The sequence below is a fragment of the Faecalibacterium sp. An58 genome (genome assembly GCF_002161515.1).
Classification (GTDB): domain Bacteria; phylum Bacillota; class Clostridia; order Oscillospirales; family Ruminococcaceae; genus Faecalibacterium; species Faecalibacterium avium.
In genome coordinates, this window is sequence record NZ_NFHX01000015.1 from 38,359 (window position 1) to 55,834 (window position 17,476).

Here is a 17,476-nt window from a genome sequence, read left to right on the forward strand (position 1 = left end):
TTGGCTCGCGGCGTATTGGAAAAGGAGAAAACAAATCATCCATCATTTATTTCAGGAGGAAAATCACATGGAAATCTTTTCTGTTGGAACCGCCCTCTTTCAGTTCCTGGCATCTCTCATGACCCTGCTGTCCCGCTTCCCGCTGCTGGGCTAAGGAGGCTGACCCGTGGACAAGGTACTCCAGAAAATCACAGAGTGGCTTAAGGAGATACTGGTCGGCGGGGTTATGGGCAACCTGTCCGGGATGTTTGACAGTGTCAACAAACAGGTCGGAGAAATCAGCGAACAGGTCAGTTTGACCCCTGCCGAGTTCTCACCGCGGGTCTTTGAAATGGTCCAGGAGGTGTCCGAATCGGTGATCCTGCCGATTGCGGGCATCTTCCTGACCATTGTGGCCTGCTATGAGCTGATCCAGATGGTGATCGACCACAACAATCTGGCCAGCTTTGAGACCTGGACCTTTTTCCGCTGGGTATTCAAGACCTTTGTGGCCGTCACCCTGATCTCCAATACCTTCGAGATCACGATGGCAGTCTTTGACCTGGCGCAGACGGTGGTGGCAGAATCCGGCGGCATCATCGCCGGCAGCACAGCGGTGGATGATACCACCCTGGCCAGCCTGCAAACTTCCCTCATGTCACTGGAGCTGGGCGAACTGCTGGGACTTTACCTGCAATCTTTCATCATCGGATTCACGATGCAGATTCTTTCCATCGCCATATTCGTGATTGTGTATGGCCGTATGGTGGAAATCTACCTTGCCGTCAGTCTGGCCCCCATCCCGTTTTCTACCTTCGGGAGCAAAGAGCAGGGACAGATCGGGCAGAACTATCTGCGCAGCCTGCTGGCCCTTGGTCTGCAGGGGTTCCTGATTATGATTTGCGTGGGCATCTATGCGGTACTCATCCAGGGAGTGTCCTTTGCATCCGATCCCATCGGCTCCATCTGGGGTGTCATCGGCTACACCGTCCTGCTCTGCTTCACGCTGCTTAAGACCAGCACCATTGCCCGCAGTATCCTGAACGCCCACTGATCCAACACCTTATCATAAAAGGAGGTATTCATGGCAGCCTATATTTCTGTCCCGCGGGACCTGACGCGGGTTAAATCCAAAGTTCTGTTCGGCCTGACCAAGCGGCAGCTTATCTGCTTCGGGACCGGCGCACTGATTGGTGTGCCGGTCTACTTTTTTGTCCGGGCCGCCGGCAATCTCAGCCTGGCAGCCCTGGCCATGATTGTGGTTATGCTCCCGTTCTTTTTCCTGGGGCTGTACGAACGGAACGGCCAGCCCCCCGAAGTGGTGGCCCGGCAGTTTTATCAGGCCCGGTTCGTCCGGCCTTACCGGATCAACAACTACTATGCTGCCCTGATGCGGCAGGCAGACGCGTAGGAGGAGGTGAACCACATTGTTCAAAAAGCCCACCGGTAAGCCCCTGCTCACAAAATCCGAGCGCAGAAAAGTGGAGAAGATCATCAAGACCGCCAAGCGGGATGACGGCATCCCCCGCACCGCCCAGCAGACCATTCCCTTTGAGCGGATGTTTGCCGACGGCACCTGCCGGGTGCGGGACGGCTATTACACCCGCACCATCCAGTTTCAGGACATCAACTACCAGCTGGCCCTGCAGGAGGACAAGACCGCCATTTTCGAGGAGTGGTGCAGCTTTCTCAACTTCTTTGACAGCTCGGTGCATTTCGAGTTTTCCTTCGTCAACATGGCCGCCGATGCCGAGAGTTTCGAGCGCAGCATCCGCATCCCGCCTCAGAAGGACGGCTTCGACGACATCCGGGCCGAGTACAGCCAGATGCTGAAGACACAGCTGGCCCAGGGCAACAACGGCCTGACCAAGACGAAATACCTGACCTTCGGCATTGAGGCGACGTCCATGCGGCAGGCCAAGCCCCGGCTGGACCATCTGCAGAACGATATCCTCAACAACTTCCGCCGCCTTGGCGCGGCCGCCCGCGTCCTGAACGGCTGGGAACGGCTGCGCCTCATGCACGACCTGTTCCACATGGATGGTGAATCCAAATTTAGATTTGACTGGAAGGAGCTGCCCAGGTCGGGCCTTTCTGCCAAGGACTTCATTGCCCCCAGCGCCTTTGCGTTCAACACCCGCACCTGTCAGGTGGGCGGTCTGCATGGAGCCATGAGCTTTTTGTCCATCACGGCGTCCGACCTCAGCGACCAGCTGCTCAAGGACTTTCTGGGGATGGAATCCAGTCAGATCGTCACCATGCACATCCACTCGGTGGACCAGAACAAGGCCATCAAAACGGTCAAGCGAACCATCACCGAGCTGGACCGCAACACGATCGAGGAACAGAAGAAAGCTGTCCGTGCAGGCTATGATATTGACATCTTACCGTCAGATTTGGCAACCTATGGCCGGGACGCCAAGAACCTTTTGAAGGAGCTGCAGAGCCAGAACGAGCGGATGTTTCTGCTGACCTTCCTTGTGTTCAACACCGGGCGCACGCCCCAGGAACTGGAGACAAACGTCTTTCAGGCGGCCAGCATCGCCCAGAAGCACAACTGCCAACTGATCCGCCTGGACTGGCAGCAGGAACAGGGCCTCATGTCCAGCCTGCCCCTGGTCCACAACCTGGTGGAGAACGAGCGGGCGCTGACCACCAGTTCCACCGCCATCTTTATTCCATTTACGACACAGGAGCTGTTCCAGGCTGGGCCCGGCGCACTCTACTACGGCCTCAATGCTCTCTCCAACAACCTCATCATGGTGGACCGAAAGCGGCTCAAAAACCCCAACGGCCTGATTTTGGGCACCCCCGGAAGCGGGAAATCATTCGCAGCAAAGCGGGAAATCACCAACGCTTTCCTCTCCACAGACGATGATATCATCGTCTGTGATCCCGAGGCAGAGTACGCGGCCCTGGTGGAGCGTCTGCATGGTCAGGTTATCAAAATCTCGCCTACCAGCACCCAATTTATCAACCCCATGGACATCAACAGCAATTACAGTGAAGAAGATAACCCGATTGCGCTGAAATCGGATTTCATCCTCTCGCTGTGCGAGCTGGTGGTGGGCGGAAAGGAAGGGCTGCTTCCCGTCGAGAAAACCGTCATCGACCGCTGTGTGCATCAAATTTACCAGGCGTACTTTCAGGACCCGCGGCCCGAGAAAATGCCGCTGCTGGAGGACCTCTACAAAGCCCTCTTGGAGCAAGAAGAAAAAGAGGCTCACCATGTGGCGACGGCGCTGGAAATCTACGTCAAGGGCAGCCTGAACCTGTTCAACCACCGCACCAACGTGGACATCGACAACCGCTTTGTCTGCTACGACATCCGGGAGCTGGGCAAGCAGCTCAAGAAGATCGGGATGCTGGTGGTACAGGATGCCGTTTGGGGCCGTGTAACTACGAACCGTTACGCCGGAAAAACGACCCGATTCTTTATAGACGAGTTCCATCTCTTGCTTCGTGAGGAACAGACCGCGGCCTATTCGGTGGAGATCTGGAAGCGTTTCCGCAAATGGGGCGGTGCGCCTACTGGAATTACGCAGAACGTCAAGGACCTGCTGGCCTCTCACGAAGTATCGAATATTTTTGAAAATTCCGACTTCATCCTCATGCTCAACCAGGCCGCTGGCGACCGGCAAATTCTGGCAAAGCAGCTCAACATCTCACCTCACCAGCTGTCCTATGTGACCCACTCCGGCGAAGGCGAGGGGCTGCTGTTTTATGGCAACGTCATCCTGCCCTTCGTGGACCGGTTCCCGCAGGACACCGAACTCTACAAAATCATGACCACAAAATTTTCCGATGGCACGGGTGATGCCGGATGAAACGGAAAACCACCCGCCTGACCTTCACCGAGGAAGAACTGGCAAACCCAAAAGTCCGCCGCGCGGCCAAAAAGGCGACCCGCGCCGCCGACCGGGCCGACAAAGCCAAGGCGAAACTTTCCACCCGCGCCCCGCCCAAGCGGGGCCTCAAGATGGACGCCGACAAGGCCAAAGAGCGGTCAGCGCAGCTCCGCTTCGGCAAGGCGGAATTTGGGGAGGAGATCGCCAAACCCAAGCGCCGCAAGTCGGGCGCGGAGGCGCTGCTGGGCGGCGAGGCTCACCGCCAGATCGACAAGCAGAATCGGGATGAAAACGCCGGTGTACAGGCCGCCCACGAGGGGGAACGCCTGGCCGAGGGTGCGGCTAAAAAGCTGAAGGACGGCAAGTACAGCAAAAAATTGAAAGCCTACAAGAAGGCCGAGAAGCTGGACAAAGCCGCCGATAAGGCCAACATCCAAGCGCTGCGGCGCAAGCAGCAGGCCGCGCAGCCCACATCCAACCCCATCTCCCGCTGGAAGCAGCGTCAGCAGATCAAGGCCAGTTACTATGCCCGCAAGACTGGGGGCAAGGCGTGTGGCAGCGCGGCCAACACCGCCCGCAGCGCCGCCACCAAGAAGGCTAAAGCCGCCGCGGCCAAAGCGGCGCAGTTTGCTTCCACCCACGCCCACATGATCCTGATGGGCGGTGTGCTGGTACTGCTGACTATGGTGATTTTCGGCTTTATCACGTCCTGCTCGGTGTTCTTTCCGGGCGGGATGGGCACGGTCTGGACCACATCCTACACCGCCGAGGACGAGGACATTCTGGGCGCAGAAGCCGACTACCAGGCCCTCGAAGAAGCCCTGCGGGCCGAGATATCGGCCATCCCTTCCAGTTATCCGGACTACGACGAGTATACCTGGGACTTGGCCCCCATCACCCATGACCCGCACGAGTTGGCCGCTGTCCTGACGGCTATCCATGAGGCATATACCCGCGGCGAGGTGCAGGGCACCATGCAGTCTATTTTTGACGCCCAGTATGAGATCATCTTGACCGAGACCATCGAGATACGCACCCGGACTGAGACACGCACCGGCACCGATCCCACCACCGGCGACACCTACACCTACGAGGTGGAGGTGCAGTATGAGTGGCGGATCTTGAACATCACCTTGCTGAATTTCGGGATCGACAGCGTGGCCCGTGGGATGCTGTCGGGGGACGATCTGGACCGCTACGACATTTTGCAGGAGACCCAGGGCAACCGCCCCGAGCTGTTCGGCGGGGTGTCGGTGGGGTATGGTTCGGATGGTTCCGGCGAGGCGGGCATCGACTACGAGGTGCCTGCCGAAGCGTTGAGCGATCCGGAATTTGCCGCCATGCTGGAAGAAGCCGAAAAGTACCTGGGCACCCCCTACGTCTGGGGCGGCTCGTCCCCGGAAACAGGGTTTGACTGTTCCGGGTACGTCTGCTGGGTGCTCAATCAGTCCGGCTGGGACGTAGGCCGCACCACCGCCAACGGCCTGTGGCAGCAATCGGCCAAAGTGTCGGAACATGAGGCAAAGCCTGGCGATCTGGTCTTTTTCCAGGGCACCTACGACACCCCCGGCGCGAGCCACGTCGGACTGTATGTGGGCGACGGCATGATGATTTCGGCGGGAGACCCCATCAAATACTCGAACATCCACTCAAGTTATTGGGATGATCACTTGCTGGGATTCGGAAGAATCCCCAAATAACAAGGAGGCAATATGAGCGAAAAACTGGACAAGCTGCGGGCCGATCTGGCGCGGGCCAGAGAGCGCCGCATCCAGCTGAACAACCGCATCGAACTGCTGGAACGGCGCATCGCGGAGGCAGAGAAAGTAGAGGTGGCCGAGATGGTGCGGGTGGCAAACCTGACCCCGGAGCAGCTGGCCGCCCTGCTGCAGCAGAACGCCCAAACTACCCCGAACCCCGCCGCGCTGGCGGCCGTCGGGGCCAACATGAACGAGGAAGAACTGCGTGAGAAAATTTCTGAATAAATTGACCTGTGTGGCTTTGTCGCTGACCTTCCTGATGGGCTGCATGGTTACCCCGGCCTTTGCCTACAGTGGCGGGGAAAGCAACGAAAACGCCACATCCTCCATCTTCGACACAGAGGAAGAACCGGTCACTGTGACTGAGCAGGATACCGGCCCTCTGACCCCGGAGGGCAACCTGACGGTGGTGGACGACTACCAGACCACCTTTTCGGACGGGACAGCCCAGCAGTTCATCACCCTGGTGAGCAAATCGGGAGCCTATTTTTACCTCATCATCGACCGGGCCGCTGACGGCGACCAGACGGCCCACTTCCTCAATATGGTGGACGAGGCCGACCTGCTGGCCCTGATGGACGAGGAGGATATCCCCGAACCTGAACCGGAACCCGCTCCCGCCCCAGAACCTGAACCCATGCCCGAACCGGAACCTGAACCGGAAAAAGAGGATGGTGCGGGCAAATTTGTGCTGGTGCTTCTGGTGCTGGCCGGTATTGCCGGCGGCGGCGCATACTTCTGGCTGAAGATGCAGCAGAAAAAGCGCGAGGCCGAGGAAAACAAGCCCGATCCCGATGCCGACTACCGGGAGGACGAGGAGGAAATCGTTCTGCCCGATGAGCCGGACGCAGAGGCTAACGAGGATGCCGAGCGCAAGGCGTATCAGGATAGCGATGGGTACGAGGAGGAGTAAAACAGAATGATGGACAAAAAATGGGGGTGGCCACGGGGGCCGCCTGCTGACAAAATTTGCTTGCTTTTCGATGGGGTTTCGGCTAAAATAGAAACAGATTAGATTTTGACCGAAAGGAGCTGCACGCATATGAAGTACATCACCCGGAGTTTGGAAAAGGTCGTGATGGAGGTTACGCAGGAATATCCCGTAGTTTTAGTGACGGGTCCGCGCCAGGTGGGAAAAACCACTATGCTCCAAAAATTGATGGACGGGACAGGACGCGGCTATGTCTCTCTGGATGACCTGACGGAACGGGATCTGGCCAAACGAGACCCGGAACTGTTTTTGCAGCTCCACCGGCCGCCCGTTCTGATCGACGAGGTGCAGTACGCGCCGGAACTGTTTCCTTATATTAAGTTGGCCGTAGACCGGGAGCACCAGGCGGGGGCGTTCTGGCTGACAGGTTCCCAAATCTTTAAGCTAATGCGTGGCGTGCAGGAATCTCTGGCCGGAAGGGTCGCCGTTCTCTCGATGACTACATTGTCTCAGGCCGAGGCTGACGGAGCGCAGACGGAACCATTTTTGGTAGAACTGGAAGCACTGAAACGCCGGGCTGCCGGACGTCTGCCGGCAGATACGCACGAAATTTTTGAACGCATCTATCGTGGCTCAATGCCTGCTATCGTCAGCGGCACAGCCAGCAACAGCCAAATCTTTTACAGCAGCTATCTGAGCACCTATATTGAACGGGATGTACGGTCGCTGTCTGAGAGCATCGATGCCACAAAGTTCATACGGTTTGTGACTGCGGTTGCGGCCCGGTGCAGCCAGATGCTAAATGTTGCAGAAATTGCTCAAGATGCGGACATCAATCAGAAGCAGGCCAAGGATTGGCTGGGCATCCTTGAGACATTAGGGGTTATCTTTTATTTGCATCCCTACTCCAACAATCTCTTGAAGCGTCTGGTCAAAACACCAAAGCTCTACTTTTTTGATAGTGGACTGGTCTGTTATCTGACTCGATGGAGCAGTGCCGAGACATTGGAGTATGGCGCGATGAACGGCGCGATCCTGGAAAACTATGTGGTTTCAGAGATTGCCAAAACCTATCTCAACTGTGGTAAAGAACCGTATCTCTACTATTACCGCGACAAGGATGCGAGGGAAATTGACATCGTTCTGGAACACGATGGCGTTTTGAATCCCATTGAAATCAAAAAGACGGCGGCTCCCGGCACGGAATTGACCCGTGTGTTTTCGCTTCTGGATAAGGCTTCTGTTCCCCGCGGTGCTGGTGCAATCGTCTGTATGAAACCGCAGCTCAGTGCTCTGGACCGGGAGAACTTCATCGTGCCAGTCTGGATGATCTGATCCAAATAATTTTTTACAGCCTTGCGATTGCAGGGCTGTTTTTATTTTCAAAGCAGAAAGGAGCCGATACTTTGCATAACCTGATCCTGCCGGTGGAAGAACCGAAGGCTGAACCTGACGAGGATGCCGAGCGCAAGGCGTATCAGGACAGCGATGGGTATGAGGAGTAAGACATGAGTAAAAGAAATATATGGGGGTGGCCGCGGGGGCCTCCCTCAATTTTCGCAAAAAGGAATGAAATCTGTTTCGACGTTGCATTCGGGCAAAAAACGGAGTATACTCTATATGAAGGGAGGGCTGAACATGCAGCGTTTGGAACGGAAAAACTATTTGGATTGGCTCGTCAAGTGGAAAGACCGGCAGATCATCAAGGTGGTGACAGGGGTGCGCCGCTGCGGCAAATCCACCCTGTTCGCCATCTACCAGGACTACCTGCGGGCGCAGGGCGTCGAGCCGCAGCAGATCATCGCCATCAATTTCGAGGACCTTGACTTTGAAGACCTGACCGACTACAAGACGCTTTACCAGTACGTCAAGGCGCGTCTGCTGCCTGACCGGATGAATTATATTTTTCTGGACGAGATCCAGCACGTCAAAGGCTACGAAAAGGCGGTGGACAGCCTCTTTCTGCGGGAAAACTGTGACCTCTACCTTACCGGCTCCAATGGTTATTTCCTGTCCGGCGAGCTGGCAACCCTGTTGACCGGCCGCTATGTCGAGTTGTCTATGATGCCGCTCTCCTTCAAGGAGTTCTGCGCCGGTCTTGCCGATGACAGCGTTTCTTTGAACGCAAAATTTGAGCGGTACATCCGCAGCGGGTCCTTCCCCTATGTGCTGCGGTACGGTTACGGGGAGCAGGAGGCCCGCGAGTATATGCGCGGTATCTACAACACCGTTTTGCTCAACGATATTGTCAAGCGGCTGAACGTGGCGGATGTCAATATGCTGGAAGCCATCACGCGTTTTGCAATGCACAACATCGGCAACCGAACTTCCCCCACCACCATCGCCAACGCCATGACCTCACAGGGGCGGAAAATAGACCCCAAGACAGTGGACCGCTACTTGCGCGGGCTGACGGACAGCCTGCTGTTTTACGAAGCGCGCCGCTACAACATCAAGGGGAAAAGACTGCTGGCCTCCATGAGCAAATACTACGTCTGTGACGTGGCGCTGCGCAGCCTGCTGGTGCGCAGCCAGGACAGCGACATCGGGCATATCCTCGAAAACGTTGTGTATCTGGAGCTGAAGCGCCGCTATCCGGAGGTCTATGTGGGCCAGTATGGAACCGACGGTGAGGTGGACTTCGTCGCCATCCAGGACGGTGCACCCGTCTACTATCAGGTGGCGCAGACCACTCTGGATGAGCAGGTCCTGGCGCGGGAGCTGGCCCCGCTGCGACAGATCCGGGACAACTACCCCAAGTATCTGCTGACGATGGACGAAGCCTTCGGCGAGATGAACTACGAAGGCATCCAGAAGCGGAATGTTCTGAAGTGGATGCTGGAGTGAATATGGAGAAAATGCTATGATTCGAGTGCTCTTTGTCTGCCACGGCAATATTTGCAGAAGCCCGATGGCCGAGTTTATCCTGAAAGACCTGGTCCAGAAAGCGGGCCGGGCAGAGGAATTTGAAATTGCCTCCTGTGCGACCAGCCGGGAAGAAATATGGAACGGCGTTGGCAACCCAGTCTACCCGCCTGCCAAGGAAGAACTGCTGAAACACGGCATCGCCTGCCCGGACAGGCACGCGGTACAACTGCAAAAAAGCGACTATGACCGGTATGATTATCTGATCGGGATGGATGGAAACAACATCCGCAATATGATGCGTATTCTGGGGTCGGACCCCGAGCATAAGGTCCACAAACTGCTGGATTATACCGAACGGGGCGGAGATGTGGCAGACCCCTGGTACAGCGACCGCTTTGACATTGCCTACCGTGACATCTATGAAGGGTGCAAAGCTCTGCTGGAACAGCTTTAACAAACATTTTTACAGCCTTGCGATTGCAGGGCTGTTTTTATTTTCAAAACAGAAAGGAGCCGATACTTTGCATAACCTGATCGTTACCGAGAAGCCCTCTGTCGCCCGCACCATCTCGAAGGTCCTGGGTGCCACCACCCGCCGCGACGGCTATCTGGAAGGCGGCGGCTACCTTATCAGCTGGTGTGTGGGCCATCTGGTGGAGCTGGCCCCGCCCGGTGTGTATGACCCGTGCTTGGAACGCTGGGACCGCGCCGACCTGCCCATCCTGCCCGAGCGGTGGCAGTATCTTGTGAGCAGTTCCACCAAAAAGCAGTTTGATGTTTTGTGCAAGCTCATGCACCGGGCAGACGTGGACCGCATCGTCTGTGCCACTGATGCCGGGCGGGAAGGCGAGCTGATCTTCCGCCTGGTCTATCACCAGTGCGGGTGCCGCAAGCCAGTCTCCCGTCTCTGGATCAGCAGTATGGAGGATGCCGCCATCCGAGCGGGCTTTGCCAATTTGAAGCCCTCAACTGAATACGATTTGCTGTACAAAGCAGCCCTTTGCCGGGAACGCGCCGACTGGTTGGTCGGCATCAACGCCACCCGGCTTTTTTCATGCCTGCACGGCGTCACCCTCAACGTGGGCCGAGTCATGACCCCGACGCTTGCCATGACGGTGGAGCGGGAAGCGGCTATCGCTGCCTTCCACCCTGAACCCTTTTATACAATATTTTTACAGATGGAGGGTTATATGGCGAGCAGCGAACGATTCAAAGAAAAAGCCCAGGCGGAGGAGCTGCTGGCAGAATGCCGGAAAAGCAGCCGGGCCCTTGTGAAAAAGAGCGAGCGCAAGGAGAAATCCGAGCGCCCGCCGGCCCTCTACGACCTGACTACGCTCCAACGGGACGCCAACCGGCAGCTGGGCTATTCAGCACAGCAGACCCTCGATTACACCCAATCGCTCTACGAGAAAAAGCTCGTCACCTATCCCCGCACCGACAGCCGCTACCTCACCGAGGACATGGCGGCGGGCCTGCCCGGTCTTGCGATGGACACGGCGGCAGCGTTTGGTTTCCGGGGTTCCATTCCGGTCCATGCAAAGCAGGTCATCAATAACCAAAAGGTCAGCGACCACCACGCCATTCTGCCGACGCAGAGCGTGGCCGGGGCTGACCTTTCTTCTTTGCCTGCGGGTGAGGCCAGCATCCTGCGTTTGATCGTTGCCCGATTGCTGGCCGCCGTGGGCGAGCCGTATCGCTACGATGAAACCACGGTGCAGATCGAGTGCGCCGGGCAGACCTTCACAGCCAAAGGCAAGACGGTTCTGGACGAGGGGTGGAAGGCTGTGGAGCAGGCCATTCTTGGCGATACCGCTGAAAAAGACAAGGAAAAACTGGGGATTTTGCCCGAGGTGCAGGGCCAAGAAACTCTGCCCATCCTGGACGCCGAGCTGAAAGAGGGCAAAACGTCCCCGCCCAAGCACTTCACCGAGGATACTTTGTTGGCCGCGATGGAATCCGCCGGCGCGGACACCATGCCAGAAGAAGCCGAGCGTCGGGGCATCGGGACACCCGCCACCCGGGCGGCCACCATCGAGAAGCTGGTACAGAAAGGTTTTCTTGCCCGGGAGGGCAGCGGTAAAACCAAGCACCTGATCCCCACTGAAAAGGGCTGCGGCCTCATTGCGGCCATGCCCGAACAGCTCAAATCTCCGGCTATGACCGCTGAATGGGAAACGAAGCTCACACAAATCGAGAAGGGCCAGTATGTGCCCGAACAGTTTATGGAGGAAATCGAATCTATGATGAAAACGCTTGTGAATCAGTACGTCAACGTCCCCAATGCTCCCGCCAGGGTCACCAGCGGTGCGCCAGTAGTGGGCACTTGTCCCCACTGCGGCTCAGAGGTGGCCGAGCGGGAAAAAGGCTGGTTCTGCACGAGCCGCGAGTGCCGCTTTGTGATCTGGAAGGATAACGCCTTCTTTGCGCGCCTTGGCAAGCGCCCCACCCGGCAGGTGGTGGATAAGTTGCTGCGGGACGGCCGCGCCCGGCTCAAGGACTGTAAGAGCCAGCGGACCGGCAAGACCTACAACGCCACCGTGATGCTTACCACCGAAGCCGACGGCCGGGCCAAGTTCAGCCTGGAATTTGAGAACAGGGGTGCACGATGATGCAGGATGTTCTGGACCGCTTTCTTGCCGCCGAGAGCGACGTATATCTGATTTTGCAGCTCAAAGACGGGCCGGAAACCGCAGATGTGCGGTTTGAATCCTTTGCCCGTCTGGAGCAGATGGGCAAGACACCGAATCTCAGCCACTACGAGGCTGTTTACTTTGCCAACACTCCGGCGTACTTTTACGGCATGAGCAACGCGGAGGCATTGGAGGAGCTGTACCTCACGTTCAATTTAAGGCGCCCCGCGGATTTTAGAGGACACAGCCTCTCGGTCAGCGATGTGGTCGTGCTGAACCGCGAAGGTCAGGCCGGGGCGTTCTATGTGGACAGGATCGGTTTCAAGGAGCTGCCGGGCTTTTTGGAGCAGATGAAAGAGGCGGCCCGGCCTCAAAAGTCGGTGGGCGCACAAATGAAGCAGACCAAAGAGGCTGCACCCAAGGTCAAAACCAAGAAGCGTAAAGAGAGGGACACAAGATGAAAAATTTCACCTATGAAGAAGTCAACCTGATGGCCCTCTACAACACCGGCAATCGGGAGCGGCTGATCGAAGTGCTGACCGAGATGCGCAGCTATCTTACCTGGTTGGAAATGGAACTGCGGGACCTGACCGACAGCACCCTGGACAAGCTGGCCAGCATGACCGATGCCGAATTTGACGCGTTGGAACTGTACCCGGATTTCATTTAGTAACGAGGTTTCAAAGCGCACTGGATTGTAGTATAATTAAAGCCAAGAATTTGCTACGATAGGAGGAATGACAAAATGCTTTGCCCTATTTGCGGCGCACAAATGGAAGAAGGTGGCCTGATCATCGACGGGGTGGCCCCGGGCTGGGTCCCTATGGAGGAGTTTAAGAAAAAGGGCGCGGCAAGGCTGCTTTACACAGGGCTGCGCACGATTGGAAAGACCAATATCCTGTTGAGCCAGACAAGGGTGCCCAATGCGTTCTTCTGCAAAAACTGCAATAAAATCGTTGGGATTTTCGATGTAACAAATCGTATAGATGAATGAAAACCAATTTTAGCGGGAAGCTCGATTTCTGAGTTTCCCGCTTTTCTTTTCCCATAAGGAGAACCTATGTTAGACGAAAAAGACAGCAAATGGCAGTGCTATATCATCCCCGACCTCGCCACCTGGACCGGTGCGGCAGGAAGCAAGCCCTACACACCCATCGAGTTTTACGACAGCTACGAACAGGCTGCAGCCCGCTTCCAGGAGCTGCGTTCGGAACCCTACAACAGCGAAGATCTGCCGGGTGCCCGGCTGACCTTTGGCGTCCAGCGGGAGGACCCGCCCAGCGCCGCCGACCTGCTCCATGTGCGCCAGGGCAAAAATTACCTGGTGGACGATTATACCCGGATGGCGTCCCTCAACCAAAGCCCCGAGGTCATGAACATCCTGAAGCAGATGCGGAAAGACCTGGGTTTTGACCGGGTCCGCGCCTATGAACCGGGCGCGATGGAGCCGAAAGATGTTGCTTTCAGCCGCTGGAAACATCCCCTCAAGCCGGGCTCGAGAAAGTCGGTATTGAAAGGGCTGAGAGAGTCGCGCCCCAAGGAGGCCGCGGCCAAACCACCCCGCAAGCACAAAGAAAGGGGCCGGGAGTAAAAGGAAGGAGGTACCATGTCTCATAAAACACTCTACTACGCACAACTCGCCGAGGACACTGCCCGCCGTCTGACAGGAAACTGGGAACGATGGGCGGGTTTTCTGTCTACCGCTGCACGGCTTTACAAGTACCCCTATCCCGACCAGCTCATGATCTATGTCCAGCGCCCGGACGCCACCGCTTGCGCCAGTTATGATGTCTGGAATGACCGCATGAACCGCTATGTCCGGCGCGGCTCCAAGGGCATTGCCCTGCTGGACGATGCGGGCGACCGGCTGCGCTTGCGGTATGTGTTCGACCTGGCTGATACCGGCACCCGGTCAAACTCCCGCGACCCCTGGCTGTGGACGCTGGAGGACCGGCACAGGATTCCGGTGGCAGCCATGCTGGAGCGGCGGTATGGCACCGCGGCCACCGATCTGCCGCAGCAGTTTGCGGATGCAGCTGGAACGCTTGCGGACGCCTACTGGGCCGACCACGGCCAGGAGATCAGCGGCATCCTTGCAAATTCAATGCTGGAGGAGTACGATGAACTCAACAGAGGGCTTGCCTTCAAGCGGGCCGTCACCACCAGCACCACCTTTGCCCTCCTGTCCCGGTGCGGGTACGCCCCTGAAAACCACTTTGGTCACGAGGAATTTAGCAACATTTATGAGTTCAATACGCCGGCCACCGTGGCTGCCCTGGGCACAGCCGTCAGCGAGAGCAGCCGCGAGGTGCTGCTGCAGATCGCGGCAGTGGTCAGGCAAGTGGAACGCGACATCGCAGAAGAAAGGAGACTTTGGGATGAGCAGCACAGCATTGCAGTACACGCAGAACGGGGACTATCTGGTCCCGAATATCGAGCTGAACCAGCCGCAGACGCCTCTGGGCAAGTACGGCAGGATGCGGAAAACCTATCTGAAGGAGAACCGGCCCATCCTTTACAACCACCTGCTGTTGAGCGGGAAGCTGTACCTGCACCTGGTGGAGATCGACCGGACAGCGAAGGACCGCTTGGACCGGCAGATGGAGGAGCTGCTGAAACAGAACCCGGCCCCGGACAAAGCGGCGCAGCAGATGGCCTGGGTGCAGCACATGAACGCTCTGAAAATGCAGGCCGAGGAAGCAATCCTGAACGAGCTGATTTACAGCTGAGTTTCTTCGCCACCGAGGCGGAGCAAATCGCGCAGATTGACCAGCGAGCGGAGACCGAACAAGTCTCCGCTTTTTCTTTTTCCGAGGCGGATTGGCGGGCGGCCCTGGCATCCGGCAGCGGGTTTGAATATGGCAAAGAGCGCATTGCGGCCTACTACGCTGAAAATCACACGCAGAAAGAACACATTGAATTCCTGAAACAGGAATACGGCACCGGGGGCCGGAGCTGGACGTTTCAGGATGGCAGTAATGGCTTCCTCGACTACGATGCCAGCGGCGTCAAGCTGCGTTCCTATCCCAAAGGACAGGAGCATCGTCTGAAATGGCCCGAGGTTGAAAAGCGCATCTACGTCCTGATCGCCACGGGGCAGTATCTGGATGAGCAGAAATCGGAAGAAATTGCTGCAAATCGGTATCAGGTGATTGTCTATCACCGGACTGAAAACGGCTTTGATGAGCGCCGGGAATACCCGACCCTGGAGGAAGCAGAACAGGCGGCGCAGAAATATGTGGATGGATCTCTGGAAAACGATGGCTTTGCCTATGACGGCGCGGCGGTCTATGATTTGCAGGAGAAAACGTATCTACGGGTTTTCGGCGTTTACCCGGATGAAACAGCTCAGTCACAGGTAGAGGTTAAAGAATCCATCCAGTCCGCCCGTGATCCGCTGGACCCGGCCTACCAGAAGGGCGATACAGTGTATTTAGAGGGCAGCCCCTACGAGATCACCAGGGTGAGCGCCTACCATGTGGAGCTGCTGCCGCCCGGCCTGGCGTACCCGATCTTTCGGAGTGAACCAAAGGAGCGGTTTGAACAGCTGCTCGCCAGGGATGAGCGGAACGTTTCCATTACTGAGTACCTGACCGACTCCCTGAGCGCCATCGACCCCGACCTGGAAGAAGCGTTGACCATGGAAGGCGGCTTGCTGGATGCCGGCGGGCGGGAAGAGCTGGCCGCGGCCTTCCGTGCCGGCGAGGGCAACAACCAAATTGCACAGCGTCTGGCCGAACGATACAGCGGCGCAGCCGACATTGTGGAACTTGAGGGCGGAGATCTGGCGGACTATCAGGGGACCCAGGCGGGCTTTGAGTTGGCTATTCAGGACAAGTATGAAACCACGATCAGCCGGAGCTGGGGCGAGGTTGCCCGAACGCTGCGAACCCTCTATCAGGTCGGGCAGGGCGAGTTTGTTCGGGAACCCAAGGCGGTGGAACAGTCGAAACCCGTACTGGAAACGCCTAATCTTACGTTATCCGAATCCACCCAGTCGGAACGGTTCGAACCGGAAACAACAGACAGTGCCCCAGTGCCTCATGAACTTCATGGTACACCTATTGAGTCCGATACACCAGCCATGCCATCATTGACCTCTGAGCCAGCAGCCTTTTACCCCGCCGGCAAAAATAATCTGCCCTATGACATTGTGGTCGAGAAACTTCACATCGAGAATCCCGAACCACAGATTTCTGCCCCGCCTGCCCGGAACTTCCGCATCACCGACGAGCACTTGGGCGAGGGCGGGCCCAAGCAGAAGTTTGCCCGCAACATCGAGGCCATCCGCACCCTGCTTGCCATTGAGGCGGAAGGCCGCAGCGCTACCCCGGAAGAACAGGAAATCCTGTCCCAGTACGTCGGCTGGGGCGGACTGGCGGACGCTTTCGACCCGGACAAGGACAGCTGGGCCAAGGAGTATAAGGAGCTGAAAGGTCTGCTCTCAGAGGACGAGTATGCCGCCGCCCGGGCCAGCACTCTGAACGCCCACTACACCAGCCCGACCGTGATCCGCGCCATCTATGACGCGGTGGAACAGATAGGTTTCACTACTGGCAATATCCTGGAACCCTCCTGCGGCGTGGGCAATTTCTTCGGAATGCTACCGGAGTCTATGCAGGGCAGCCGCCTGTATGGCGTCGAGCTGGACAGCATCACGGGACGCATCGCCCGGCAGCTGTACCCGGAGGCCAATATCACGGTAGCAGGCTTCGAGACCACCAGCCAGCGGGACTTCTACGACCTCGCCGTGGGCAATGTGCCTTTTGGAAACTACAAGGTTAACGACAAAGCCTACAACAACCTTGGCTTTTCCATCCACAACTATTTCTTTGCGAAAGCGCTTGATCAAGTGCGGCCGGGCGGCGTGGTGGCTCTTGTCACCAGCCGTTTCACCATGGACTCCAAGGACAGCACTGCCCGCAAGTACCTGGCCCAGCGGGCCGACCTGCTGGGCGCGGTGCGGCTGCCCAACAACGCTTTCAAAGCCAATGCAGGGACGGAAGTCGTTTCCGATATCCTCTTTTTGCAGAAGCTGGAGCGGCCCATCGACCGGGAACCAGAGTGGGTGCAGGTAGGCCAAACGCCCGAAGGTTACACCATCAACCAGTATTTTGTGGATCACCCGGACATGGTGCTGGGTGAACTTTCTGCCGAAAGCACCCAGTATGGCCGGGAGGACGTGACGGTCAATCCTATCGAGGGGTCCGACCTGGCCGAACAGCTTAAAAGCGCGATGGCCCATATCAACGGCAGATATGAGGCAATGGAGCGAGTGAACACCGAGCTGGACGAGGGCGCTTCTCACATTCTGCCCGCCGACCCGAACGTCAAGAATTTTTCCTATACGGTGGTGGACGGCGAAGTTTACTACCGCGAAAATTCGGTCATGACGCCAGTGGAGCTGAGCGGCGACGCAAAGGAGCGGGTCAAGGGGATGGTGGAGCTGCGGAGCATCGT

Annotated in this window: 17 protein-coding genes; 16 read left to right on the forward strand and 1 reads right to left on the reverse strand. The window is 57.2% G+C overall.

From position 1 onward, the window contains the following. Positions 1-166: 166 nt before the first annotated feature. The 15 genes from B5G12_RS09750 to B5G12_RS09820 all read left to right on the forward strand — a co-directional run bounded on the left by B5G12_RS09750 (position 167) and on the right by B5G12_RS09820 (position 14,745). Positions 167-1,033, forward strand: coding sequence for a VirB6/TrbL-like conjugal transfer protein, CD1112 family (locus tag B5G12_RS09750; protein ID WP_087324783.1), 867 nt, complete (start codon positions 167-169; stop codon positions 1,031-1,033). 30 nt (positions 1,034-1,063) lie between these two features. After that, on the forward strand, positions 1,064-1,390 hold the full coding sequence (locus B5G12_RS09755; RefSeq protein WP_087324784.1) for a PrgI family protein: 327 nt from the start codon (positions 1,064-1,066) through the stop codon (positions 1,388-1,390). Between the two features lie 70 nt (positions 1,391-1,460). Beyond that, entirely contained in the window at positions 1,461-3,806 is a 2,346-nt protein-coding gene (locus B5G12_RS09760) for a VirB4-like conjugal transfer ATPase, CD1110 family (RefSeq protein WP_522731437.1), read from the forward strand. After that, a complete protein-coding gene (locus B5G12_RS09765; protein ID WP_087324786.1) occupies positions 3,803-5,527 on the forward strand; it encodes a C40 family peptidase in 1,725 nt (574 codons plus the stop codon). The genes B5G12_RS09760 and B5G12_RS09765 overlap by 4 nt, the downstream gene beginning before the upstream one ends. A 12-nt stretch (positions 5,528-5,539) precedes the next feature. Then, positions 5,540-5,812, forward strand: a complete 273-nt coding sequence (locus B5G12_RS09770) for a DUF4315 family protein (protein ID WP_087324787.1) — start codon at positions 5,540-5,542, stop codon at positions 5,810-5,812. After that, positions 5,793-6,500 carry a DUF4366 domain-containing protein gene (locus tag B5G12_RS09775; RefSeq protein ID WP_242956002.1) on the forward strand — a complete coding sequence of 236 codons (708 nt, stop codon included), beginning with the start codon at positions 5,793-5,795 and terminating at the stop codon, positions 6,498-6,500. The genes B5G12_RS09770 and B5G12_RS09775 overlap by 20 nt, the downstream gene beginning before the upstream one ends. 129 nt (positions 6,501-6,629) lie before the next feature. Beyond that, the gene (locus B5G12_RS09780; protein ID WP_087324788.1) at positions 6,630-7,853 is read left to right on the forward strand and encodes an ATP-binding protein; all 1,224 of its coding nucleotides are present in this window, start codon (positions 6,630-6,632) and stop codon (positions 7,851-7,853) included. A 303-nt stretch (positions 7,854-8,156) separates the two neighbouring features. Further along, positions 8,157-9,365: an ATP-binding protein gene (locus B5G12_RS09785; protein ID WP_087324801.1), complete on the forward strand. Its 1,209-nt coding sequence runs from the start codon at positions 8,157-8,159 to the stop codon at positions 9,363-9,365. Positions 9,366-9,381: 16 nt separating this feature from the next. Next, complete coding sequence (locus B5G12_RS09790; protein ID WP_087324789.1) at positions 9,382-9,840, forward strand: low molecular weight protein-tyrosine-phosphatase; 459 nt, start codon at positions 9,382-9,384, stop codon at positions 9,838-9,840. 67 nt (positions 9,841-9,907) lie between these two features. After that, positions 9,908-11,995, forward strand: coding sequence for a type IA DNA topoisomerase (locus tag B5G12_RS09795; RefSeq protein ID WP_242956003.1), 2,088 nt, complete (start codon positions 9,908-9,910; stop codon positions 11,993-11,995). Further along, positions 11,992-12,477, forward strand: coding sequence for a YodL domain-containing protein (locus B5G12_RS09800; protein ID WP_087324791.1), 486 nt, complete (start codon positions 11,992-11,994; stop codon positions 12,475-12,477). The genes B5G12_RS09795 and B5G12_RS09800 overlap by 4 nt, the downstream gene beginning before the upstream one ends. Continuing rightward, positions 12,474-12,686: a transposon-transfer assisting family protein gene (locus B5G12_RS09805; RefSeq protein WP_087324792.1), complete on the forward strand. Its 213-nt coding sequence runs from the start codon at positions 12,474-12,476 to the stop codon at positions 12,684-12,686. The genes B5G12_RS09800 and B5G12_RS09805 overlap by 4 nt, the downstream gene beginning before the upstream one ends. Positions 12,687-12,761: 75 nt before the next feature. After that, positions 12,762-13,010, forward strand: a complete 249-nt coding sequence (locus B5G12_RS09810) for a PF20097 family protein (protein WP_087324793.1) — start codon at positions 12,762-12,764, stop codon at positions 13,008-13,010. Positions 13,011-13,076: 66 nt separating this feature from the next. Then, entirely contained in the window at positions 13,077-13,607 is a 531-nt protein-coding gene (locus B5G12_RS09815; protein WP_087324794.1) for a hypothetical protein, read from the forward strand. Positions 13,608-14,394: 787 nt separating this feature from the next. Further along, positions 14,395-14,745, forward strand: a complete 351-nt coding sequence (locus B5G12_RS09820) for a TnpV protein (RefSeq protein ID WP_087324795.1) — start codon at positions 14,395-14,397, stop codon at positions 14,743-14,745. On the opposite strand, the gene B5G12_RS14805 is transcribed toward B5G12_RS09820, so the two are convergent. Beyond that, complete coding sequence (locus B5G12_RS14805; RefSeq protein ID WP_087324796.1) at positions 14,736-15,179, reverse strand: hypothetical protein; 444 nt, start codon at positions 15,177-15,179, stop codon at positions 14,736-14,738. The genes B5G12_RS09820 and B5G12_RS14805 overlap by 10 nt on opposite strands. On the opposite strand from B5G12_RS14805, the gene B5G12_RS15230 reads away from it, so the two are divergent. After that, positions 15,165-17,476, forward strand: a 2,312-nt coding sequence (locus B5G12_RS15230) for a class I SAM-dependent methyltransferase (protein ID WP_522731436.1), incomplete at its 3' end; no start/stop codon positions are given. The two genes, B5G12_RS14805 and B5G12_RS15230, sit on opposite strands and share 15 nt — an antisense overlap.